The sequence below is a fragment of the Natronosalvus caseinilyticus genome, assembly GCF_017357105.1.
GTDB lineage: Archaea > Halobacteriota > Halobacteria > Halobacteriales > Natrialbaceae > Natronosalvus > Natronosalvus caseinilyticus.
In genome coordinates this window covers 1773317-1795308 of record NZ_CP071596.1, presented here as the reverse complement: position 1 = coordinate 1795308, position 21992 = coordinate 1773317, and the positions used below count along the sequence as shown (strand labels likewise).

The window sequence follows — 21992 nt, the reverse complement described above, 5'->3', positions numbered from 1 at the left end:
ATACGCCTCTCGAGCGTCGTGTCGGCCATGCATCGCGTCGTCTCCGGTCTCGGGGTTCCGCTCGTGACCGCCGGCCTGGTCGCGGCCGCCCTCTGGACCGTCGTTGACACCTACGTCGTCAGGTCGTACACCGAGTACCTGCTCCCCACCGCGGGCGCCCTCGTCGTCGCCTTCGCGTTCGTCTTTGCACTGTTCGTCCTGGGCGCGCGGTCGGATCGGTGGCTCAGCAGCCCGTACTGGTGAAGCAGAACTGAGGTTCGGGTACGCGCTCGAGCACTACCGGACCCGAGTCGCGCAAAAATCGAACGTTGGACACTCACACCGGCGCCGGCTCCAGATCCTCTGGCGAGGAGACGATGCCGAGTTGTCGGAGGGCATCCAGGCTGTCCGACTCCTCCCAGCGCTCGACGATCATCCCGTCCTCGAATCTCATGAAGACCATGTTCGATCCCTCGAGTCGCTCGCCCGTGGGCTCGAATCCCGCGAATGGCCCCTCGTGAGTCCCCGCGAACGTGAATCGTACCGCGACCGTGTCGTCCTCGGCGACCATGTCCTCGATCGTCACCGTCGCGCCGTCGAACGCCTCGTGGGCGGCCTCGACGTGGCGGACGAACCCCTCGAACCCCCTGGCCTCCTCGGGCATGAGCGTCTCGTCCGAGACCGGGTCGTGGTTGACGACGTTCTCGGCAATTAGCTCCTCGAGCAGGTCGGTTCGGCCCTCGTTGAAGGCCTCCTCGTAGTACCGGCGAACGATCTCCTTGTTCTCTGCCGCAGTGTTCATAGCTAGCTCACCACACGATATAGGACTCGAGCGCGTATAACGTGCGTCTCAGGGTTTTCTACGGGTCACGGCGTCAACCAATCAGGACGCCGTGAGACGAGCTTGATTAGTCCATCTGAGTGTAGACAGTGTACACAACGGATAAACGCAGTCTAATTAGCGATGTGGTCGTAGAGAGTTCAAGGATTGGTTGGCCAAAGTTGATAGCAAGGATTACCCCGGCTGCGACCTAAATGGCTGACTCGCTCTGGTACCCGTCAGTCGACGACGTTATCGCCATCCACGACGACATCGTGTCAGAGTATTCTAACACATACGCTGGCGTCCACAATCGTGGCGATATTGAGTTTGCCCTGGACTACGTCGAGAGCGGTAACTTCGGAACGGTACCCAGGACAATTCACGAGAAGGCGTTTCATCTTCTGCGACTGCTGGTAGCGATCATCCGTTCGTCGACGCAAACAAACGTACTGCGCTCAACACTACGGTCGTATTCTACTTTCTCAACGGATATCAGTTCGAGTACGACGACGAAATTAGAACGATTCTCAGGCGGTTCGGAACTGATCAGACGACCGTCGACGAAGCAAAAACCATCGAATACCTGCGGTCGAACACTGACGAGATCAACCTCGAAAACGAGATTGAACAATGGCGTGCTGATCTCATCCGGTATGGAATAGACGAACTAACCGGTGACTCGTCTAACCCGAACGATTAACCGCAGCCGGAACGATACGCCACATATGGCGACCGAGGAAGGTTCGGAGTCCGGTTCCCCGCTCGATGAAGTGATGGAGGACATCCGACGAGAACTCGTCCAGCGAGTGGCAGCGGCAGACCGGGACGCGAATCGAGAGTTCTACGACGCGCTCGAAAACGAGTAACGCGTACGACTCCCGCGTTCTCAGTTCGTACTGACGATCTTGATCACGTCGCCCTCCTCGAGGTCGTAACTGTCGCTGATCTCTCTCGAGCTGCGGGCGTCGACCGCGTGGAGGTAGCCGTCGCCGATGTCCGAGTGGACCGCGTACGCCAGGTCGACCGGCGTCGATCCCTGCGCCAGGAGGAACGCGTCGGGGAGCACGTTCCCGCTCCCATCGGACCACTTCGTGGCGTCCTGAACCGGGTAGGCGGTGAGGTGCTCGAGCAACTCGTAGACCGCGTAGTCTAACGCGGCCTGGACGCCCGTACCGTCCCAGCGGGCCATCGTCTCCTGGAGCCCCTCGAGGGCCTCGCGCTGGGCGTCGCTGACGTCGCCGGTGATCTCGAAGTCGTCGTCTCCCGGGTCGTAATCGATCAGCCCGCCCTCGGCCGCGTTCCGGAGCGCGCGCTCGCCCTCCGCCGACGTCGGGATCACGGGTTTGTCGAGGTCGAGCAGACGGTCGACGTTCTCCTCGGGCGCGACGTCGATCTTGTTCGCCGCGACGACGATCGGCTTGGTCCGCTGGCGGATCTCGGTCGCGAGCGCCTCGCGGTCGTCGTCGGTCCACTGGATCGGGTCAGCGGGGTACTCGAGTTCGCGCAGAATCCGGGCGATGTCGGTGGGCGAGGCGCCGAAGCCCGACATCATGTCCCCCAGCACCTCGTCTAAGTCGAAGTCGGGCGAGCGGGACTTGCGCTCGACACTCTCCCAGTTACGCTCGACGATGCCGGCGAGCCACATATCCATCTCCGTCTCGACGAAGTCGATGTCCTCGAGCGGGTCGTGGCTCCCGATGTCGACGGGTTCGCCCTTCTCGTTGGTCCCGCCGGAGGCGTCGATCACGTTGACGATCACGTCGGCGTTGGTCAGTTCGTCGAGGAACTGGTTGCCCAGGCCCTTCCCCTCATGGGCTCCGGGAACGAGTCCCGCAACGTCGAGCAGTTCGATGGGGACGTAGCGCTTGCCGTCGTGGCAGTTCTCGTTCCCGCAGCGTTCCTCACGCTCGAGACAGGGGCACTCGGTGCGGACGTAACTGACCCCGCGATTGGCGTCGATCGTTGTGAACGGGTAGTTCGCGACGTCGACGTCGGCCATCGTCGCCGCGGTGTAGAACGTGGACTTGCCGGCGTTGGGCTTCCCGGCAAGCGCGATCGAGAGCATACCGTCCGTTGCCGGGATCGGGAAAACTGTCTTTCGGTTCGCGGAGTCAGTTACTGGCCTTCAGATGAAGGGTGTACGCTGAATTGAACCACCGTCCAACCCGCGACTATGCAGTACGACGAACTCATCGGCGAGGTTCAACACCGTGCACAGCTCGACTCCCGGGAAGCCGCCCTCAGCACCACGCGAGCGACGCTCGAGACCCTCAGCGAGCGCATCCAGCCCGGCGAGGCGGAGAACCTCGCCGGACAACTCCCGGAGGAACTGGGACGCCACCTCGAGAATGTCGACGACGTGGAGCGGTTCGACCTGGAAACGTTCGTCGAGCGCGTCGCCGAGCGAGAGAGCCTCGGCGGGGACGACTACGAGGACGTCGCGTACCGCTCGCGGGTCGTGATGGAGGTACTCGACGAGGCGGTAACGGGGAGCGTAATGACCGAACTCAAGTCCCAGCTACCGGACGAGTACGACGACCTCTTCGCGTTGCAGGAGACGGAGGCGACGGCGGGTCCGGACTCGGAATAATCAGGAGAACGGCGCCGCAAAATCGGTCCGGGCCGGGGGCTACAGCTCGAGAGCCATCATCACTTCGTCGACGTACTCGCCCTCGAGCTTGTAGTGGTCCTCCCGAACCGCTTCGACCTCCCAGCCGTGTCTCTCGAGGAACGCGATGGCGTCCTCGTTGCTCGAGGGGACGCTGTTGTACACTTTCTCGTAGGCATTGGCGCCGGCCCACTCGAGTCCGCGCGAGAGGAGGTGCGAGCCGATTCCGTTCCCGCGATACTCCTCGATGACCCCGACCGTGAGTTCGGCCGTGTGGCTCAGTTTCTCGAGTTCGGGCGCGTGGAGGTGGACCCAGCCGACGACCTCGTCGCCGACGGTCGCGACGAAGAACATCCGGGACTCGATTTCGTTGTGCCGGAGCAGGGCGTTCTGGTGGTCGACCTCGTCGGCGACGCTCTCGGCGACGATGTAGGTTCGCTCCTCGGCGACCTGCCGAATCGCGCCGACGATTCCCGCGAGGTCGTCCTGGCGAGCAGGACGAATGTGGAACTCGAGGTCGTCGCTCTGATACTCCTCTTCGGCACCCGCGTCGATCGCCACCTGCAGGCGACCGTTGCGGTCCTCGAGCCGGCCGTCGCGTTTGAGGATGGCGACGTGGTGGCGGAAACCGCCGGGATCGATCCGGAGGCGCTCCTGGGCGTCGTCGGGGTGGACCGCCCCGTGGCGCTCGACGTACTCGTAGATTCGCTTGCGGTCCTCGTGCCCGAATTCGATCTCTTCGGCGAACGTCATGCCATGCTATAACGCACCAGTATACTTAACCGTTGTTCACGGTCGAGCGCATCGTCGGGTGGTGCCTACTTCAAGTCGCAAACTATCCACCCCGAACGGTTTCTCCCCCGACTCGAATCCTCGAGTGCGTGAGTCGGTCGGACCGACGGATTGATAACCCGTTCGTGAGAGACCGATACGAGCGCAAACGACGAATGAACGGAATCGATCTACTGGTTGCTGGAATCGCCCTCCCGATAACGGTACTGCTCGGCCTGGTCGCCCACGAGTGGGCCCACGCCCTGGTGCTTCGACTCGCCGGCATCGACTACGACGTCGTGTACTTCCCCGACCGACGCGACGGCGTCCTCGCCGCCCTGGCGAGCTGTCCCTGGGCGGCCGTGCACCCCCGGCCGACCGGGGACGAACCCCCCTGGCAGCTTCGGACCGCAGCAATGATCCCCTTCGTACTCGCGGTGCCAGCACTGGTTCTCGCAACCGTGTTTCCAAGTTCGCATCCGGCCGTCGCCGCCATCCTCGTCGGCTGGCTGGCGTGTTCGATCCCCTCCCCGCAGGACTTCTCCGTGGCCTTCTACGCCCACCGCGTGCTCGAGGAGACGGCTGAGTCGACGACGGTCGCCACGCGAGCATCGTAACGGACGGGGAGCGAACCGCTTCGCTGACAGTTGTCCGTTTTCGACGATCCCGGACCCCGATAGTGGAGCGTGGGTCGGTCTCCTGATTCCGCTATAGTGATTTCCCGGTCGATTCCAACGGTGGCGCCCTTACCGCTCCGGAACCCGCGTCAACAACTGCGCCGTGTCGAAGACGTTTCGCGTCTCGAGCAACACTTCCGCGGCTTCGCGAACGGTGAAGTCGGCCTCGAGTTCGACGCCGTGACAGCGGGCGTATAGCTCGAGCCAGCCGTTCATCGACGTCCGCAGGGCGGTCAACTCCGGTTCCGAAAACGGGACCATTCGGCCACCCGTTCGCGCCTCGACGTAGAGCCAGATTGCCTGTCCGGCCCCATCCCGAAGGTACTGCCGTCCGTCTGCGACCGTGGCAGCCGCCGGGTCGAACGCCTCGCGGTCGCGTTCGGCCCGGCGCTCGAGGGCCGCGATCCGGGGGCCGTACCGACTCATTTAGCTACCCCTGCCGGAACTCGACGCCCTTCCCGCCGCGGGGGTGTTCCCACTCGGTGTCGGCGACGATGGCACACGTGCCACACTCGACGCAGGGCTGGGTGTCGAGGCTGACGACCGTCTCCTCGCCGCCGTTGGTCTTGACGGTTTCCGAGCGGTAACAGCCGCCGCCGAAGTCCTCGGCACTGACCGGGCAGGCGTAGACCGCAGCCCCGCTCGCCTCGACTGAGTTGTCGCGCAAGCGGATGTGCGGATTGCCGACGTCCGTGTCGTAGGTCAGATCGCCGATGCGCTCTTCCAGCGTCGGCGGTTCGACCTCGTTGTCCCAGTGGATCGTCCGCCCCTGCTTTTCCCCGATGATCGACGGTAAGGTGGTGTAGCCCGTCTCCGTGTCGGGGAGCATCCCGACGAGCGTCGGGGAGTTGTAGGCCTTCTCGAGCAGCCGGTTCGAGAGGCGATTCCCGATAGCGGCAGAGCCGACCGACGAGCCCAGGATGCCCTCGATCGCCCGCGTCACGAGGCCGTGTTCGCCGACGGGACTCGTCATCTCGTAGCGCCGCGGGCGGAGTTTGCCCATCGTACCCGACTGCTCGAGCATCGTGGTGTACCGTCGCCCGGCCGACTCGGCGTCGGCGTTTCCGCGGGTGACCGCGTGGGCGTCAGCCGCGAGCGCGCCCGCGGTGACCGCGTGGTTCATTCCCTTGATGATCGGCCCCTGGGCCTGCATCTGGCCGCCGGCGTCGCCGACGAGCACGAGCCGGTCGCTGTAGGGCTCGCGGTGGGCGACCTTCTTCGAGTCGGGAACGAGTTTCGCGCCGTACTCGAGTTCGACGTACTCCTCGTCGAGCCACTGGGCGAGCAGCGGGTGAGTGAGCAGGGCGTCGAGCAGTTCGTGTGGCTCGGCCTGCTCGGCGACGAGGCTGTCCAGGTGGAAGACGGTCCCGATCGAGAGGGTGTCCTCGTTGGTGTAGAGGAAGCCGCCGCCGCGGACGTCCTCGAAGAGGTCGCCCGAGAAGAGGTGGGCGACGCCCTCGCCCTCCTCGATGTCGAAGCGGTCGTTGATGACCTCGGGATCCATCTCGACAACGGCCTTGACGCCCTGGAACCACTCGTCGGGCTCCTCCCAGTCCATCAGCCCTGCGTCGCGCGCGAGTTCGGAGTTGGCGCCGTCGGCGGCGACGATGAAGTCGGCCGTGATGGGATCGAGTTCGTCGCAGGTGACGCCCACGATCTCGCCGTTCTCCCGCAGCAGGCCGTTGACGCGTACGTCGGTCAACAGCCCGCCGCCGGTTTCGCTCGTCAGTTCGTGGACCCGGTCCTCGAGCCAGCCGTCCATCCGACGTCGGAGGACGGCGTCACACCACTCGGTGTCGTGCTCGTGGAGGTCGGTCAGGTCGTAGGACTTGACCTTCCGACCGGCGATGTTGTGGATCTCGTAGTCGGTGATCGGCCGTTCGGCCGCTTCCTCCCGGAAGTTCGGGAAGAAGTCGTCGATCGTGTACGGCGCGGACTCCTCGGCGTAGATGAGGCCGCCGGAGACGTTCTTCGAGCCGGCCTCGACGCCGCGCTCTAAGACGAGCGTCTCGATGCCGTGTTGAGCCAGTCGCGCCGCCGCGGCCGCCCCGCCGGGGCCACAGCCGACGACGATGGCTTCGTAGTGTTCGTACTCGCCGCCTTCGCTGGCGCTCATTCCGCCTCACCTCCGTCGGTCGCGGCCTCCATCGGTAACTCTCCGGACTTCACTGCCTCGGTGAGCCGCGGCAGCACCTCGAAGAGGTCGCCCTCGATGAAGTAGTCACTGAAGTCCCTGATCGTCGCCTCCGGATCGGTGTTGATGGCGACGATGGTGTCCGACTCGTCCATGCCGACCTTGTGCTGGACCGCACCGGAGACGCCGGCGGCGATGTACAGCGGCGGCGCGACGACCTGCCCCGTCTCGCCGATCTGACGCTCTTCTTTCGAGTACTGCTCGACGTGACCCTCGAACTGGTAGGAGGAGGTGACGATTCCTCGGGTGATTCCCAGGGCGGCGTCCTCGAAAGCGTCGGCCAGTTCGAGCCCGAGTTCCATCCCGCGGGTTGGGTCGTCCCCAATTCCGCGTCCGAGACAGACGACGACCTCGTGGCCCGTGAGGTCGACACCGCCCTCGAGCGTGTCGTATTCGGTGATTTCGACGCTGAACCACTCGTCCTCGAGCTCCATCTCGTGTTCGACGACGAGCCCGTCGCGGTCGTAGTCGGGTTCGGGGACGTCGAAGGTCCCCGGAATCACGGAGGCACCCTGCGGGTGGAAGTCCCGGTCGGGGTTGTCCAGACAGAGGATGGTCGAGTACTCGAAGCCCGAGAAGTCCGGGCGCTTCATGTGGAGGACACGCTCGAACGTCTTCTTGACGCCGGGCTCGCCGGTCTTGACCGGGTTCGAAATCTCCTCGGGTTCGATGAAGAGGTCCGAGCAGTCGGAGGCCAGTCCCGAGTCGAGTTCGCCCTGGACGAGCGCCGAGAGGTCTCGGCCGTTGTTCGTCGCCGGGTAGAGGGCGTAGCGCGGTTCGTCGTAGTCGCGCCAGTCCGTACTGTCGTCCGTCCCCTGCCCGCGGGCCATGTGCGCCGTGATCCGGGTGAACGGCGTGTGCAGGAAGCGCTCCAGACGGTCGTCCTCGTGGTAGACGGCGACGTCGGCCCCGTAGGCGATGGCCTCCTCGGCCAGGTTCCGACAGTCGTCGCCCATGAGAAAGGCGACGACGTTCTCTTCCTCGTACTCCTCGGCGTAGTCGTCCATCAGCTCTCGGGCCTTCCCGAGCATCTCCTTCGAGACGTCGAGCAGTTCGCCCTGCTGGGTCTCACAGAACACCCACATGTCACGGTAGGTGCCACCCTGGAGCGCGCGGACGTGCTTTTTGTCTCGAGTTGGGTGGGAGAGTCCGTCGTCTTCTTCCTCCTCGTCTTCCGGTTCTTCCGCTTCGTCCTCATCCGCCGTTTCGTCCACGGCCTCAGTCGTCTCGTCAGACTCCGACTCCGTCGCTACTTCCTCTCCTTCGGCATCCTCGCCGACGTCCTCCCGCGTCTCCTCGTACTCGCCCTCGGTCTCGTCGTCGGTTTCGGTCCCGGCGTCTTCGCCGAGTACCTCGAGGCGTCGCTCGATTACCTCACGGGCCGTCTTCCGGTTCTGCCCGGTCTGTTCGGCCTCGAGGACCGACTGGACCGTCTCGAGGTCGTCGACCGCGTCCAGTTCGTCGCGTAGTTCGTCTACCGTGTACTCGTCCGGATCCAGTGTCATGATCAGTCACCCGTCGCAAACGGCTGCAGTTCTTCGAGGACCTGTCCCATTCCGTCGTCGTCACCCGGATCGACCATCGTGGCCTCCCGTTCCGAGGGGGCCTTCGGAATCGGGTCGACCGAGGAGACGATGGTGGGCGAGCCGTCCAGCCCGATGTAGTCCGGGTCGAGGTTGAGATCCTGGTGGTTCCAGGTCGTCAGGTGGTCGTCGTGATTCTCGACGCGCTCCTCGGTTTCCGCGCGCAGGCGCTTGTGCTCGAGGCGGTGAGCCGCCTTCCGGTAAGTCGGCTCGAACTCAGGGTCGGCGATGACGACACACGGCAGGGGCGCCTCGACCGTCTCGATCTCGTCGACGTCGCCCTCGACGAGGCGTTTCGCTCGCAGCGTCCGCTCGTCGGGGTCGATGTCCAGCGCCAGGACGTGGGTGACGATCGGCCAGTCGAGACACCAGGTCGTCTGCGGGCCGGTGTGACCCGTCTCCCCGTCGGCCGTCTTGAAGCCCGCGAACACCAGGTCGACGTCCGCAATCTCCTCCTGGTACTTCTCGATCCCCGCCGAGAGCGTGATCGCGGTCGCCCACGTGTCCGACGCCGCGAGTTCGCGATCCGAGAGCAGGATGCTGTCGTCGGCGTACACCGACCCCATCGCCTCCTCGAGAACGCTCGTGTAACTCGGCGGCCCCATACTCATCCCGGTGACGTGGCCGCCGTGACGAACTTTCGTCTGCAGGGCGGCCTGGAGCGCGAAGTAGTCGTTCGGGTTCATCACCGTCGGCGTCTTCCCTCGCTCGAGGTGGCCGTCCTCGTCGAACGAGACGGCCCCCTCCGAGAAGTCCGGGACGCCCTTCGTCAGCACTACCGATCGCATACTCGCCTCCACTCACGTGGTATGGTTGTTCGTATCATGCCTAGTACGTTCCATCACAACAGGTGTTATTAAGAATGGTGGTGAAATCCGCTGCCGTGGCGGTTTTTTTCGACCCACGAACCGGTTTTTCCGATGGACGCGATGGTAGCACGCGCTCGAGGCGTCACACCGCGGTCGTCAGAACGCCCTACCGAAGTCGGTAGGCCGGTATACCGGCGAGCCGCCGACGCCACTCGAGTGCGCTACTCGAGGTCGCGTTCCGTCGTATTCATCGTGATTTCGCCGCTGGCTCGAATCGAGCCGTCGACCTCCGCGCCGGGGCCGAGTTCGAGGTCCGAACAGGAGACGTCGCCTAGCACGCGAACGTCGGGTCCGAGCGCGACGGCGCCGTCGCGCGTCGTCACGTCGCCGTGAATACGGGTTCCCTCGCCGACCGCTATGTCGCCTCGAGCCCGGAGGCTGCCGAAGACGTTGCCATTGGTCCCGACTGAAATCGACTCCGCGCGGACGTTCCCGTGGAGGCGGCAGTCGTCGCCGATTCGGGCCGGCGTCGAGACCCGCCAGGCGTCGTCGCTGACGGTCGCGTTCCGCGGGACGACGAGCGGTTCCGTCTCGGGTTCGGTGTCGTCGTCGACGACCTCGGAGATGAGTTGCTGAGCGGCGTCCTCCTCGCCGATCAGGAGGAGGTGTTTGAGGTACATGAACAGGAAGATGATCGTCGGCATCGGGTTGCGGATGACGATCCAGCCGTTGGCCTCGAACCCCTCCTCGATGTCGACGTCGTCGCCGATGTCGAGGTCGCCCGCGACCTTGAGTTCGCCGCCGACGTGAACGCGCTCGCCGAGGTAGGCGTCCTCACCGACGAGGACGTTGTCGGCCACTTCACACCACATGTCGAGCCGACAGTCCCCCTCGGCCTCGATCGATCCGCCGAACTTGGCGCCTTCGCCGGCGAGAACGTTTCGCCCGCGAACGCCGAACTCGACCGTCGACCGACCGCCGACCAGCACGTCGCCGCCGGTTACGAGGTCGTGCTCCTCGGCTTCCGTCCCCGTCGGCACGACGAGTTCGTCGAGCGGATCGCTACTGAACGCCACACTCTGAGCCAATGTGACCCCCGGGTAATAAACCCCGCGCGAACGTCTGACGGGCGGCAGACGGGGCCTCGAGCGCCGAACGCTGACGACGTCGCGGGGACGGACGCCCCGCAGTTCGCATCTTTTTTGCTCGCGCGTCGCTTCGATGGCGGTATGACCACGCTCGCGTTCGACGATGCTGGCGTCGACGTCGTCTACGAAGGAACCGAGTTTCGCCTCGAGCGCGCCCTCATCGAGGAAGCCGTCGGGAAACCCTACCCCGACGTGACCGACCACGAGGTGTTGCAAATGGTGGCCGAACAGCCGAATCTCCAGGGCGAACCGCGGCGCATCGCCGACATCATCTGAACTTAATTAACTCGAGGCGTTCGACCGTATCTCGATCCGTCAGCGTGAGGCGTTCGACTGCAGCTCGAGTGCCGACCTGGCCTCCTCCATGAGCCACGGCAGACTCTCGTCACCGAACCGATCTACGTGTGACTCCCGGAGAATGAACGACGAGGACTCGAACTCGTCGGGGGTGAAAAAACGGGCGTCCGTCGCGTCAGACCCGGCCTCGAGCGTCCCGCTCGTCTTCGACCGGGGGACAGCGTACTCGACATTGACCATATGCTGGTCCGGAACCGGCTCTCCCGCTTCGTCGTGGACGTAAACCAGATCGTCGGGATCGACGACGAGCCCGGTTTCCTCCTCGAGTTCGCGGGCGACGCCCTCCCGCATCGACTCGCCGAGTTCGATTCGACCGGACGGCAGTTTCCACTCCCCGGAGGCGCGAAAGTCCTCCACGAGAAGCAGGGCGTCGCCGTTGACGACGACGGCACTCCCGCCTGGCGTGGGGTTGTAGAAGACGTAGTCGTCGCACGACTCGCAGCGGTAGACCATCAGCGTCTCGACCCTCGAGTGCATCGGGGAATCGACGCCCTCTACCGACGCTCCACAGTAGGGGCAGTATGACGGTGGCTGATTCATGGTATCATACGTCACTTTATAGCATCGTAATGCTTCCGTCGAAAAGATCGCGACAAACTACGTCCAGTACTATATTTTTCATAGTAAGTCGAGGGACGAGCTAGAGAAGATCGCGACGACCACCCGAGCGAAACTCTCGAGCACCAGAATCAATCAGCTGTCGGCTCGAGCGCGACGAACTCGAGGCCGTGTTCGTCGAGGAGCCGCCCCGCCCGATCGGTTACCGAGGGCGCGACGAGAATACCCCGCAACTCGACCTCGGTGTGGAGGTCGCGAGCGAGGGCGTCAACGTACCGGCGGAGTTGGCCGACGGCGTCCGGACCGACGCGCCGTCGCTTGAGTTCGACGACCACCGTGCGTCCCGCGTCGTCCTCGCCGTAGATGTCCACGGCCCCGGCGGGCGTCTCGCGCTCGGTCGCCAGCGGCGTGAATCCGGGCTCGAGCAGGGCAGGATCCTCGAGGATGCGATCCCGGAGGTCGGCCTCGGTGCCAACGACGGCGACCGAGTCGGGGTCGGACATCGCGAACGTCGACACCTGGAGGACGTCCTCGACGGTGACGACGAGTTCCTCCGCGGGGGTCGAGCGCGTGCTGTGGAGGACGAGCGCCCCATCTGTGACCCGGACGGCGTGTTCACACCCCGGCGGCTGCCAGTTGACCGGCTGCTGACCCTCCGCGGTATGAACGAGTGCGGCGCCGTCGGGCTTCAGCATGACGTGACGGTCGCCAGCCTCGAGTCGGCTGGCCGCCCGTCCCTCGTAGTCGACCGTACAGCGCCCGAAGACGGTCACGAGCGCGTCGTCCTCGAGGCCGCGCTGGACGGCGTCTCGAGCGGTCGCGAGGGAGGGTGTCTCGAGACTGGTGACGGGTGATCGTCGCGTCACGGAGTGGGGGTCGCCGTCGGTCGTCATGGAGAGGTTGGTGGCTCGGACAGGTGCTTTCGGCGGAGAGGGCGCACGTGTCGAGACAGGACTCGAGCGAGTAAAAACCGCCCGGAACGAGGCTCCGTCTTGCGATAGCCAAGGCTTATTGGCGGCCGGGCCTCGACGCTAAGGCACGATGGATGCTGCCCCCAATCGACGACGGGTCCTCCAGGCGACCGGCGTAGCCGGTCTCGCCTCGCTGGCTGGTTGCAGTCAGCTTCGCTCCCAGGACGACTCGCCGGCGGACGGCAACGAGACGGAAGACACCGGCGGCTCGAACGACACCGAGTACTCGAACAAGGAGCCGACGATCGACCCCGAAGACGGCATCGCCGCGGTCGTCGAGCCGAGCGAGGAGGGGCAGGCCGAACTCGCCGCCCTCCGGCAGGAACTCGGGACGAAGATACAAGACGACGAGATCAGCCAGCAGGAAGCCCAGGCCCAGTTGCAACAACGGCAGGTTGAACTCACGATCGAAGCCGTCACCGAGTTCGAATCGTACGCCGAAGACGCCGAGGGGCTCTCCGTCGCCGGCAGCATCGGTGAGTACGGGCTGCTCCTGCTCGAGGGCGACGACGGCCCGCTCGTCGCCACGCTCGAGGACGACGCCGTCAGCGCGCTCTTGCCTGGCGGTCGGTTCGCGGAGGTGCAGAGCCAGCAGGCACAGCAAGGGCAGCAAGGCGAGCAAGATCAGCAAGACCAACAAGAGAACTCGTCCGAAAACTCGTCCTGATAGCGTTCTGAACGCGTTTATCGTCGGAGACTGAGCGTAGCGACACGCGTCTATCGCACGCTAAAGGGGCTCTCACGCTCCACCCACGGCCAGCCCGGTAGCCGCTCCTGAAAGCCGGCCGCGAGCGCCGCCTCGAGGTCGTCGACACCCGCATTTTCGTCGCCACCATGGTGGTGGACGTCCGCGTAGTGGAACGTGGCCTCCCCGAGTGTCCGGAGCGGTTGTGTTCCGGCGATCGCGCCCGCGAGCTCTCGGCCGACGATTTCGTCGACGACGAACCCCGGATAGTCGCCCTCGACGTCGAGTTCTCTGAGGACGGCGATCATGCCGGCGACGTTGACCGCGAGGTCGCCGTCGGCGAAGACGTCGTCGACCGCCTCGAGGTACTGCGCCTCGGTGACCGGTTCGACGTCGGTATCGAAGAGGTCGCTAAACTCGTCTCGAACGGCGTTGATGAGCGAGACGACGGTCTCCGCGCGATCTCGTACCCAGTCGCGCTCGGCGACGACGCGCTCCGGCGTCAGCGTCAGCGTGTCCATACCGGCCCTACGGACTCGAGCGTCGTGTGCGTTCGGGCGGGTCGGGTCGACGTATCAACTACTCGGGTTGCGAAGACTTTTATACTACGCACCGGATAGGCTCCGATAAGCGGGTTCTTCCTGGAATCTTCCCGCACGAACCAGGCTAACCGACCTGGGAGCGTGCTCGTCACAGCACGACACCGGACACTCGAGACGATGATCCGATACGGTGGACCATTCGTACCCGAACCCGAACCCGAACCGGAATCGGCGTGGTCAGTTCGTTCGACGGCTTCGAACCGGCTTCGTCGATTCGTGTGGGTAGACAGCGATCGACCGGTCACCCGCATCTGGTTCCGTGTCCTCGCCGTGACGGCACCTGCCCGGCGACGAGTTCACGCAAGCCACCTCTGGCGACTATGAGTACTGTAGAGCAGCAACTCGACGATTTGAAAGCAGAGATCACGAGCGAGTTACCGAACGACATCTCGGTCTCCTCGGTGAAATACGAAGGCCCCGAACTGGTGGTCTACACGCGCGATCCGAAGAAATTCGCCCGCCAGGGCGACCTCGTGCGAAAACTCGCGAGCAAACTTCGCAAGCGCATCACGATCCGACCCGACCCGGACGTCCTTTCCCCGCCCGACACCGCTCGAGCGGAGATCATGGACGTGATTCCGGAGGAGGCGGGCGTGACGGACCTGGACTTCCACGCCGACACGGGCGAAGTGGTTATCGAGGCCGCAAAGCCCGGCATGGTGATCGGTCGCCACGGCTCGACGCTTCGCGAGATCACGAAACAGGTCGGCTGGACGCCCGAGGTCGTCCGCACCCCACCGATCGAATCCTCGACCGTCTCGAACGTTCGCAACTTCCTCAAACAGGAGCGAAGCGACCGCCGGGACATCTTAGAGCGCGTCGGTCGACAGATCCACCGCGAGGAGATGTCCGACGACGAGTGGGTCCGCATTACGACACTCGGGTGCTGTCGAGAGGTCGGCCGCGCCTCGTTCATCCTCTCGACGCCCGAAACGCGGATTCTGATCGACTGCGGTGACAAACCCGGTGCCGAAGGCGAGGTGCCGTACCTCCACGTCCCCGAAGCGCTCGGCGCGGGCGCCCAGACGATCGACGCCGTGGTGCTCACCCACGCTCACCTCGACCACTCCGCGCTGCTCCCGCTGCTGTTCAAGTACGGCTACGACGGTCCGATCTACTGCACCGAGCCGAGCCGCGACCTCATGGGCCTCCTGCAACTCGATTACCTCGACGTCGCCGCCAAGGAGGGGCGAACCCCACCGTACGAGTCCGAACAGGTCCGCGAGGCGATCAAACACACGATCCCGCTCGAGTACGGCGACGTCACCGACATCGCGCCGGACGTCAAACTCACGTTCCACAACGCGGGCCACATTCTCGGTTCCGCCGTCTCGCACTTCCACATCGGTGACGGCCTCTACAACGTCGCGTTCTCCGGTGACATCCACTACACGGACACACGCCTGTTCAACGGCGCGACCAACGACTTCCCGCGCGTGGAGACGCTCGTCCTCGAGTCGACCTACGGCGGGCGAAACGACTACCAGACCGATCAGGCCGATTCCGAGGAGAAACTCAAGAAGGTGATCAGGGAGACGGCCGAGCGCGGCGGCAAGGTGCTCATCCCGGCGTTCGCCGTCGGCCGCTCCCAGGAGATTATGCTCGTCATCGAGGAGGCCATGCGCGAGGGCGAGATTCCTTCGATGCCGGTCCACCTGGACGGGATGATCTGGGAGGCGACGGCGATCCACACCACCTATCCGGAGTACCTGCGCGACGACCTCCGGGATCGGATCTTCCACGAGGACGAGAACCCGTTCCTCGCCGACGAGTTCAACCACATCGACGGCGGCGAGGACGAACGCCAGGACGTCGCTGACGGCGGTCCCTGCATCATCCTCTCGACGTCCGGGATGGTCACCGGCGGCCCAATCATGTCCTGGCTCTCACACATCGGTCCGGATCCGGACTCGACGCTCGTCTTCGTCGGCTACCAGGCCCAGGGAACGCTCGGCCGTCGGATTCAGAACGGCTGGGACGAGATTCCGACGAGCGAAGTGGGGAGCATGAGCCGAAACGGTAACGGGAACGGTCGCGGCACGCTCACGCTCAACATGGACGTCGACACCGTCGACGGCTTCTCCGGCCACGCCGACCGCGCCGGCCTCGAGAACTTCGTCCGGACGATGAACCCCCGACCCGAGAAGGTCCTCTGCGTCCACGGCGACGAACGCTCCGTCCAGGACCTCTCCTCGGCGCTCTACCACGAGTTCAACATGCGGACGTTCGCGCCGAAGAACCTCGAGACGTTCCGGTTCCTCTGAGTCGGCGCCGTCGAACGCCACTCGCGGCACTCGCTGCGGATAGAACGAATCGATCCCGGTACTGTCGATCGCGTCGTCCGCGATGTTTCGATATTATTTTACTATTCTAATAATATATTGGCGTATGAAACGTCGGCGATATCTCTCGGCGACCGCAGCGGGTACGGTAGCAGGCTTCAGCGGCTGTCTTTCCGTTTTCGACGACACCGTCGAACTGGCCGGGGTCGTCGGCATAAATCACGCCGAGGAACCGAAACAGCTCGAGGCCCGCGTCCTGGATGGGAATGCAGAGATTCTGACAACCGAGATGGAACTCGACGCGGCCGAACGAGGAGATGGATACGTGCTCGCCAGTCACGAGAGCGTCGAGTGTCGATGGTCAGGCGAGGCGAAGTCGTTCACCGTCGACGCACGAACGGAAGGCGAGTGGCAGTCCGTCGTCGTAGCGGACGAAGTCGACGAAAACTGCGCCGTCGTCGGTCTCGAATTCGGCCACCCGTTCGAGCCGGACCTGCGCTTCAGGGTCGAACCGTGCGACTCGATCGATCGCTCGTCCGACCTGTTTTGTACCTTCGACGAGAGTGACGGGCAGTAACGAGGACTGACGGGAGTGGTGGTCGGTAGGGGAAGAGTTCGAACCACTGCGAGGATCCGCTAGTGACGGTACGGATTCCGACCTTCGTTTCTCGACCTGATGGCCAGGCCGGCGGACGCCAGCATTCCGCGCTCTCGAGAGTGCGAGCCACGCGCTAGAAGTACGTCGCCGGCGGTGACCGACCGGGCAGCAGATACGCCAGATAGCCGCGAGCATAGGTCAGGAAGAGACGCCCGTACCCCTCCCGCTCCTGTCGGCGGACGGACGTCCTGACCGCACACTCCCGGTCGTAGATGCCCTCGCCCTCTCGACGGAGGCGCAGAGAGAGATCCGTGTCCTCGAGAAACGGGAGCGACTCGTCGAAGCCGCCCACCCGTTCGAAGGCCGTCCGGCGCACGCTACAGTTGGGACCAGGCTGCTGGACGAACCCCAGCGGCCAGCTGAGTCGGTACCACCAGTCCGAGAGGAGGCGAAAGCAGACGCGGTGGCGAAGACCGGGCTCGAGCGGCTCGAGCGGGCCGCCGACACCCACTACGGTGGCGTTCCGGTAGTGACGGCAGTGGTCCCGCACCCACGTCGGCGGAACGACGGTGTCGGCGTCGGTGAAACAGAGCACGTCGCCGGATGCCTGCTTCGCGCCGCGGTTTCGCGCCCGGGCCGGCCCTAGGGCCGTCTTTTCGGGTCCATCTCCGAACTCGTCGGATCGACTCCCGGACTCGTCGCAAAGTACGCGGTCGACGACGGCGTGCTCGCGAGCGGCGGCAATCGTCTCCGTCCCGCTCGCGACGACGATTACCTCAAGGTCGAGGTCGCCGTCGAAACGCTGAGCCGACAGCGAGTCGAGCGTCGCCTCGAGTCGGGCTCCTTCGTCTCTCGCCGGTACGACGACCGAGGCGCTGACCATGTACCGGACTGTCGTCTCGAGGACAAAAATCGGGGTGATTCGTCCCTCGGGGCGGCAGTTACCGGTTCGAAACGACGGAGGCAGACCATCGGCGACCGTTGCCACCGTCGCAACCCCCTTTTCCACACGTTTCGTTTTGTCGAGTATGCCGAGCGTAACCGTCAGCGCGGGCGCCCGCCTGCACTTCGGCTTCCAGAACCTATCGTTGGCCCGAGAGCGCCTCTACGGCGGCATCGGGGTCGGCCTCGAGGAGCCCCGCGTGACGGTCGCCGCCGAACCCGCGGACGCCGTCCGCGTCGAGGACCCACTCGCCGAGGAGTACGCCCGGCGGGCGGTCGGGCGTCTCGACGTTCCCGGCGTCTCTCTCGCCCTCGAGGAACGGCTCCCGCGACACGTCGGGTTTGGGAGCGGGACGCAACTCGCCCTCGCCGTCCTGGCGGCGACGGCGGGAGCGTACGACCTCGAGCCGTCGATTCGTGACCTGGCGCCGGCGCTCGGGCGGGCCGGCCGGAGCGGGATTGGCGTCGCAACGTTCGAGGACGGCGGGTTCGTCGTCGACGCGGGCCATCCGACGGGCCGGTTCACCACCGAACCGCCGGCCGAGGGCGACTGGACGGTTCCGCCCGTCGTCGCCCGACACGACCTCCCCGACTCCTGGCGGTTTCTGGTCGTCGTCCCGGACGTCGAACCCGGCCGTTGTGGTGAGGACGAGGACGCCAGTCTCCGCTCGGTCATCGAACACGCCGACCCGGGAATCGCCGACGACATCGCCGGCGTCCTCACGCGAAAACTGCTCCCCGCGGCCACGGAAGGGCGACTCGAGGCCTTCGGCGAGGCGGTTTCGACCATCGGCCACAAAAATGGAGCCTGGTACGCCGACGTCCAGGGCGGCGTCTTTCGCCCGCCTGCAGGCGAACTCGTCGACGCGCTGGCCTCGAGTCCAGTCCTCACCGGCGTCGGGCAATCGTCCTGGGGGCCGACCGTCTACGGCGTCACCGACGACCGACACGCCGACGAGGCCGTCGTCGCGGCGAGAGACGCACTCGAGGGGACGGGTGTCGAGGGACGAGTTCTCGTCTCGCGGGCGGCGGCCGAGGGCGCGACTCGAGGGTGATAAAGGGAGTGGAAGAGAGCAGCGATAAAGAGAGAGCGCTCAGTTGCCGTTGTCCGACAGGTAGAGCGTTCGATCGATGATGCTGACGGCCCCCTGTCCCCAGCGCTGGATTGCTGCGCCGTCGGCGTCCGGCACGTCGATGACGATCTGCTGGCCGTCGATCGTCACGTCGCCGTCCGGCGTCGACTCCTGGTCCGCGAAGCTCTGGAGCTGATAGGTGAGTAAGCGCTTCGTCGACCCCGTGATGGACACCGTTTCGGGGTCGAACGTGTAGGTCAACACGGCCCCGTCCTCGTCTTCCTCGGCGGACACCTCGAAGCCGTGACTGCTTAGCGAGAGGTCCGGTTTCTCCTCGTTGAGCGTCTCGAGTGCACGGTCGACCGGAATTTCCTCGATTTCGTCTTCAGCGTCGTCCTCGACGGAGTCGAGGTGATCGATAGGGTCGAACGGGTCGAATGCGACGGCCGCCTCGTCCGGTGCGTCCGAATCGCCTGTTTCGCCAGGTTCGCCCGTGCCGTCCAATTCGTCCAGTTCCTCTGGTCCGTCATCCACAACCTCGACACTCCCGTCGTCGCTCGCTTCGTCCAGATCGCTCGATTCTCGAGGAGCGGGCGCCTCGAGGGACGAGTCTCGTTCAGTCTCGGCCACGGCGTCGGCATCTGCAGCGACCCCTTCCGAGAAGGTGAATTCGTCTCTATCGGCGTCGGTCCCTGGATCCGGATCTGAATCGCTGGCGGGCACCGTGTCGAGGTGATCGGGTTCGACGTCGCCGTCGCCATTTGCAGCGGAGGACGCCTCGAGTCCGGCCCCGCCTGAGCCGTCCGTCGTCGGCTTTCGGACGGCTTCGGGAGAGTCGGGACTATTCGCTGGCGGGGCGGCGTAGACGGTGGATTCGTCGGCGTTCGCTGTCTCCGCGTCGTCATCTCCTTCGTCCGTTGACCTCTGCTCGTCGCCGTCATCCTCGCTGTCTGAACTCGAGCCCTCACCACCGTCATCCGAACTCGAGTCCTCGGCATCCGGTTCTGGGGCGCTCTCGAGTTCGCCGGCGATCTGGGGGTACCTGGCGTCGGCGATTGCATCCCGGTCGAGCGGGGTCGCGTACCATGCCGTTCGATCCGGGGACGTGATGAATCTCCCGCGGTTGCGAGCGACCAGCGCGTCGTCTGGTGCCGATTCCTCGTCCTCGGCGTGGTCGAGCTCGGCCTCGCCGTCGATCGCGGTCTCCTCCTGATCGTCACCCTCGTGCTCCACTTCGGCCGACTCGGTACTGTCATCGTCGGACTCGGCACCGTCGTCACCCTCCGGGTCGGTCGACCGCGTAGCCGATTCGTCGACCGCCGCAGAGTTGTCCGCCGCATTGTCGTCCGCTCGAGCCTGTTCGGCCTCGGACGCCGGCTCCGCCTGTTCGGCCTGGTCCTCGTGTGCTGGCTGTGGCTGTGTGTGCGCCTGGCCCGCCGGTGTATGGTGTGGCGATTGCTGTCCTTGCTGGGGCTGCTGTCCCTGTTGAGGGCGGTGAGGCTGCTGTCCCTGCTGGACCGGACCCTGCGTCGGCCCCGAACTGATCGTCCCGCTACTCAGATGCAGCTGGGTCCCACCGCCAGAACCGTGGGAAAATCCCTCGAGGTTGTGCCCGACGTCGGTCAACCCGTCGTCCAGCGTGTCCTCGAGTTTATCGACTTTGTCACCGACGCTACGGAGGGCGAGCGAGAGGTCCCAGAGGACGACGACCGCGAAAAACAATAGCGCCAGAAAGACCGTTACAGCGACACCGCCCAGAAATTGCACGTCCATCTCGACCATACTAGTAACTACATTCGAAATCTCCTGGTCGTACCTTAGTAGTTCGGACCGTTTCAGCGGTCGACTCACTACTCGATACGTACGGCTGTAGCGCTCGAGAGCAGGCGTGACTCGAAAGCGTATTCCACGCGCCGCCGAAAGACCCGGTATGCTCACGTTCGTCGGACTCGGCCTCTACGACGAGCGGTCGATCACCGTCGAGGGCCAGGAGGCCCTCCGGACCGCCGACCGCGCTTACGCCGAGTTCTACACCAGCCAGCTCGTCGGGACCACCGTCGAATCACTCGAGGAGTACCACGATGTCGACGTCGAGGTCCGCGACCGGGCGGGGGTCGAACAGTATCCGGACGACATCCTCGCGGCCGCCGAAACCGAGGACGTCGTCTTCCTCACCGCCGGCGACACCATGATCTCGACCACGCACGTCGACCTCCGGCTGCGGACCCACGAACGCGGAATCGAGACCCGCGTGATCCACGGCATCACCGCCCAGACGGCGACCAGTTCGCTTACCGGACTGCAGAACTACCGGTTCGGGAAGGCGACGACCCTCCCATTCCCCTACGCCCACGGCGCCGACGGGTTGCCCGCGAGCGTCACCGAGACCATCGAGGCGAACCGCGAGGCGAACCTGCACACGGTCGTCTACCTGGACATCAAGGCCGAGCGCGGCGAGTACATGACCGCCGACGTCGCCGCCGAGTTGCTCGCCGACGCGTACCCCGACCTGGTGGGCGTCGTCGTCGCTCGAGCCGGCAGTCCCGACCCCCTGATCGAGGCGGGGACGATGACCGACCTCGCCGAGCGGGAGTTCGGCGACCCGCTCCACCTGCTCGTAATCCCCGGCGAACTGCACCTGCTCGAGGCCGATGCCCTCTGCGAACTGGCGGGGGCGGATCGGGACGACCTCGAGATTGCCTGATTCGTGCGAATGCCGGACGCAAGCCCCCAGACGCAGGTCCACCGAACGACGGTCCACCGCTCGGCCTCGAGCGAGGGACCGTCGCCCTCGCGTCACACCACCCTGAGTGGCTCGACGCGGCTGCAACCGAACTCGAGCGCCTCGAGGCGGCGTTCGAGCGCGACGGGGACGACGGCCGCGTCCTCGGATACGAGCACGTCGGTTCGACGGCCGTCCCCGGACTCGCCGCGAAGCCGATTCTGGATCTGCTGGTCCTCGTCGCGGACCTCGAGGCTGTCATCAGTCTGCAACCGGCGCTCGAGCGCCTCCAATACGAACGGCGACCGAACGGCGATGTTCCTGACCGCGTCTTCTTCGCGAAGGGGCCGGAGACCGACCGAACGCACTACCTGTCGGTCGCACCGTGGGGAAGCGACTGTCACCGCGAGCAGGTGGTCTTCCGCGACTTCCTGCAGGCGAATCCATCGGCGGCCGAGGCGTACGAGACGCTCAAGCGACGGCTCGCGGAAGGTCATTCGGATGAACGGGCAGCGTACACCGACCGAAAGGAACCGTTCGTCGAAGACATCCTCGAGCGGGCCGCCTCGGCGGGGTTTGGACTCGAGGAATGGCCCTAGTCGGACTGATC

At 65.0% G+C, this 21992-nt stretch carries 24 protein-coding genes and 1 pseudogene; 12 read left to right on the top strand and 13 right to left on the bottom strand.

The features are described 5' to 3' along the window. Nucleotides 1-27 precede the first annotated feature (27 nt). The gene (locus J1N60_RS08705) at nt 28-243 is read left to right on the top strand and encodes a hypothetical protein (protein ID WP_254159995.1); all 216 of its coding nucleotides are present in this window, start codon (nt 28-30) and stop codon (nt 241-243) included. A gap of 73 nt (nt 244-316) precedes the next feature. On the opposite strand, the gene J1N60_RS08700 is transcribed toward J1N60_RS08705, so the two are convergent. Beyond that, nucleotides 317-781, bottom strand: coding sequence for an ester cyclase (locus J1N60_RS08700; RefSeq protein ID WP_312912323.1), 465 nt, complete (start codon nt 779-781; stop codon nt 317-319). 233 nt (nt 782-1014) lie between these two features. Here J1N60_RS08700 and J1N60_RS20630 point away from each other — a divergent pair. Then, nucleotides 1015-1394, top strand: a pseudogene (locus J1N60_RS20630) (type II toxin-antitoxin system death-on-curing family toxin); the annotation flags it as partial. 133 nt (nt 1395-1527) lie between these two features. Beyond that, nucleotides 1528-1668 (top strand): hypothetical protein, encoded by a 141-nt coding sequence (locus tag J1N60_RS08690; protein WP_312912322.1) that lies wholly within the window; start codon nt 1528-1530, stop codon nt 1666-1668. 20 nt (nt 1669-1688) lie between these two features. Here the strand turns inward: J1N60_RS08690 and J1N60_RS08685 are convergent, their stop codons facing one another. Continuing rightward, complete coding sequence (locus J1N60_RS08685; RefSeq protein WP_312912321.1) at nt 1689-2867, bottom strand: redox-regulated ATPase YchF; 1179 nt, start codon at nt 2865-2867, stop codon at nt 1689-1691. Nucleotides 2868-2975: 108 nt separating this feature from the next. Here J1N60_RS08685 and J1N60_RS08680 point away from each other — a divergent pair, with 108 nt between their 5' ends. After that, nucleotides 2976-3392 (top strand): DUF2267 domain-containing protein, encoded by a 417-nt coding sequence (locus J1N60_RS08680; RefSeq protein ID WP_312912319.1) that lies wholly within the window; start codon nt 2976-2978, stop codon nt 3390-3392. Between the two features lie 39 nt (nt 3393-3431). Here the strand turns inward: J1N60_RS08680 and J1N60_RS08675 are convergent, their stop codons facing one another. Beyond that, nucleotides 3432-4163, bottom strand: coding sequence for a GNAT family N-acetyltransferase (locus J1N60_RS08675; protein ID WP_312912317.1), 732 nt, complete (start codon nt 4161-4163; stop codon nt 3432-3434). 194 nt (nt 4164-4357) lie between these two features. Here J1N60_RS08675 and J1N60_RS08670 point away from each other — a divergent pair, with 194 nt between their 5' ends. Next, nucleotides 4358-4798: a hypothetical protein gene (locus tag J1N60_RS08670; RefSeq protein ID WP_312912315.1), complete on the top strand. Its 441-nt coding sequence runs from the start codon at nt 4358-4360 to the stop codon at nt 4796-4798. Nucleotides 4799-4927: 129 nt separating this feature from the next. Here J1N60_RS08670 and J1N60_RS08665 read toward each other — a convergent pair whose 3' ends face one another. The 5 genes from J1N60_RS08665 to J1N60_RS08645 form a co-directional block, all read right to left on the bottom strand. Continuing rightward, nucleotides 4928-5284, bottom strand: a complete 357-nt coding sequence (locus J1N60_RS08665; protein ID WP_312912313.1) for a DUF8055 family protein — start codon at nt 5282-5284, stop codon at nt 4928-4930. A 4-nt stretch (nt 5285-5288) separates the two neighbouring features. Beyond that, complete coding sequence (locus tag J1N60_RS08660) at nt 5289-6974, bottom strand: NAD(P)-binding protein (protein WP_312912311.1); 1686 nt, start codon at nt 6972-6974, stop codon at nt 5289-5291. Continuing rightward, a complete protein-coding gene (locus tag J1N60_RS08655) occupies nt 6971-8557 on the bottom strand; it encodes an electron transfer flavoprotein subunit alpha/FixB family protein (RefSeq protein WP_312912310.1) in 1587 nt (528 codons plus the stop codon). The genes J1N60_RS08660 and J1N60_RS08655 overlap by 4 nt, the downstream gene beginning before the upstream one ends. Nucleotides 8558-8559: 2 nt before the next feature. Beyond that, nucleotides 8560-9423 carry an electron transfer flavoprotein subunit beta/FixA family protein gene (locus J1N60_RS08650; RefSeq protein ID WP_312912308.1) on the bottom strand — a complete coding sequence of 288 codons (864 nt, stop codon included), beginning with the start codon at nt 9421-9423 and terminating at the stop codon, nt 8560-8562. A 242-nt stretch (nt 9424-9665) separates the two neighbouring features. Beyond that, nucleotides 9666-10520 (bottom strand): polymer-forming cytoskeletal protein, encoded by an 855-nt coding sequence (locus J1N60_RS08645; protein ID WP_312912306.1) that lies wholly within the window; start codon nt 10518-10520, stop codon nt 9666-9668. Between the two features lie 153 nt (nt 10521-10673). Here J1N60_RS08645 and J1N60_RS08640 point away from each other — a divergent pair, with 153 nt between their 5' ends. Next, nucleotides 10674-10868: a DUF5800 family protein gene (locus J1N60_RS08640; RefSeq protein WP_312912304.1), complete on the top strand. Its 195-nt coding sequence runs from the start codon at nt 10674-10676 to the stop codon at nt 10866-10868. Between the two features lie 39 nt (nt 10869-10907). Here the strand turns inward: J1N60_RS08640 and J1N60_RS08635 are convergent, their stop codons facing one another. Both J1N60_RS08635 and nucS read right to left on the bottom strand, forming a co-directional pair. Further along, nucleotides 10908-11489, bottom strand: coding sequence for an NUDIX domain-containing protein (locus J1N60_RS08635; RefSeq protein WP_312912302.1), 582 nt, complete (start codon nt 11487-11489; stop codon nt 10908-10910). Between the two features lie 149 nt (nt 11490-11638). Then, nucleotides 11639-12400, bottom strand: coding sequence for an endonuclease NucS (gene nucS / locus J1N60_RS08630; RefSeq protein ID WP_312912300.1), 762 nt, complete (start codon nt 12398-12400; stop codon nt 11639-11641). Nucleotides 12401-12548: 148 nt separating this feature from the next. Here nucS and J1N60_RS08625 point away from each other — a divergent pair, with 148 nt between their 5' ends. Next, nucleotides 12549-13145 carry a hypothetical protein gene (locus tag J1N60_RS08625; RefSeq protein ID WP_312912299.1) on the top strand — a complete coding sequence of 199 codons (597 nt, stop codon included), beginning with the start codon at nt 12549-12551 and terminating at the stop codon, nt 13143-13145. Between the two features lie 50 nt (nt 13146-13195). On the opposite strand, the gene J1N60_RS08620 is transcribed toward J1N60_RS08625, so the two are convergent. Then, nucleotides 13196-13675 carry a DUF7984 family protein gene (locus tag J1N60_RS08620; RefSeq protein ID WP_312912567.1) on the bottom strand — a complete coding sequence of 160 codons (480 nt, stop codon included), beginning with the start codon at nt 13673-13675 and terminating at the stop codon, nt 13196-13198. A gap of 410 nt (nt 13676-14085) precedes the next feature. On the opposite strand from J1N60_RS08620, the gene J1N60_RS08615 reads away from it, so the two are divergent. Further along, nucleotides 14086-16029 (top strand): beta-CASP ribonuclease aCPSF1, encoded by a 1944-nt coding sequence (locus J1N60_RS08615; protein ID WP_312912298.1) that lies wholly within the window; start codon nt 14086-14088, stop codon nt 16027-16029. Between the two features lie 124 nt (nt 16030-16153). Further along, nucleotides 16154-16624 (top strand): hypothetical protein, encoded by a 471-nt coding sequence (locus tag J1N60_RS08610; protein ID WP_312912297.1) that lies wholly within the window; start codon nt 16154-16156, stop codon nt 16622-16624. Between the two features lie 154 nt (nt 16625-16778). Here J1N60_RS08610 and J1N60_RS08605 read toward each other — a convergent pair whose 3' ends face one another. After that, nucleotides 16779-17654 (bottom strand): glycosyltransferase, encoded by an 876-nt coding sequence (locus tag J1N60_RS08605; RefSeq protein WP_312912296.1) that lies wholly within the window; start codon nt 17652-17654, stop codon nt 16779-16781. Nucleotides 17655-17673: 19 nt separating this feature from the next. On the opposite strand from J1N60_RS08605, the gene J1N60_RS08600 reads away from it, so the two are divergent. Beyond that, nucleotides 17674-18642 carry a beta-ribofuranosylaminobenzene 5'-phosphate synthase family protein gene (locus tag J1N60_RS08600; protein WP_312912295.1) on the top strand — a complete coding sequence of 323 codons (969 nt, stop codon included), beginning with the start codon at nt 17674-17676 and terminating at the stop codon, nt 18640-18642. Between the two features lie 39 nt (nt 18643-18681). Here the strand turns inward: J1N60_RS08600 and J1N60_RS08595 are convergent, their stop codons facing one another. Then, nucleotides 18682-20442 (bottom strand): AAA family ATPase, encoded by a 1761-nt coding sequence (locus J1N60_RS08595; protein WP_312912294.1) that lies wholly within the window; start codon nt 20440-20442, stop codon nt 18682-18684. A 148-nt stretch (nt 20443-20590) separates the two neighbouring features. Here J1N60_RS08595 and dph5 point away from each other — a divergent pair, with 148 nt between their 5' ends. Together dph5 and J1N60_RS08585 are read left to right on the top strand one after the other, a co-directional pair. Beyond that, on the top strand, nt 20591-21364 hold the full coding sequence (dph5, locus tag J1N60_RS08590; RefSeq protein WP_312912293.1) for a diphthine synthase: 774 nt from the start codon (nt 20591-20593) through the stop codon (nt 21362-21364). Beyond that, nucleotides 21319-21981, top strand: coding sequence for a GrpB family protein (locus J1N60_RS08585; protein WP_312912566.1), 663 nt, complete (start codon nt 21319-21321; stop codon nt 21979-21981). The genes dph5 and J1N60_RS08585 overlap by 46 nt, the downstream gene beginning before the upstream one ends. Nucleotides 21982-21992: the final 11 nt, after the last annotated feature.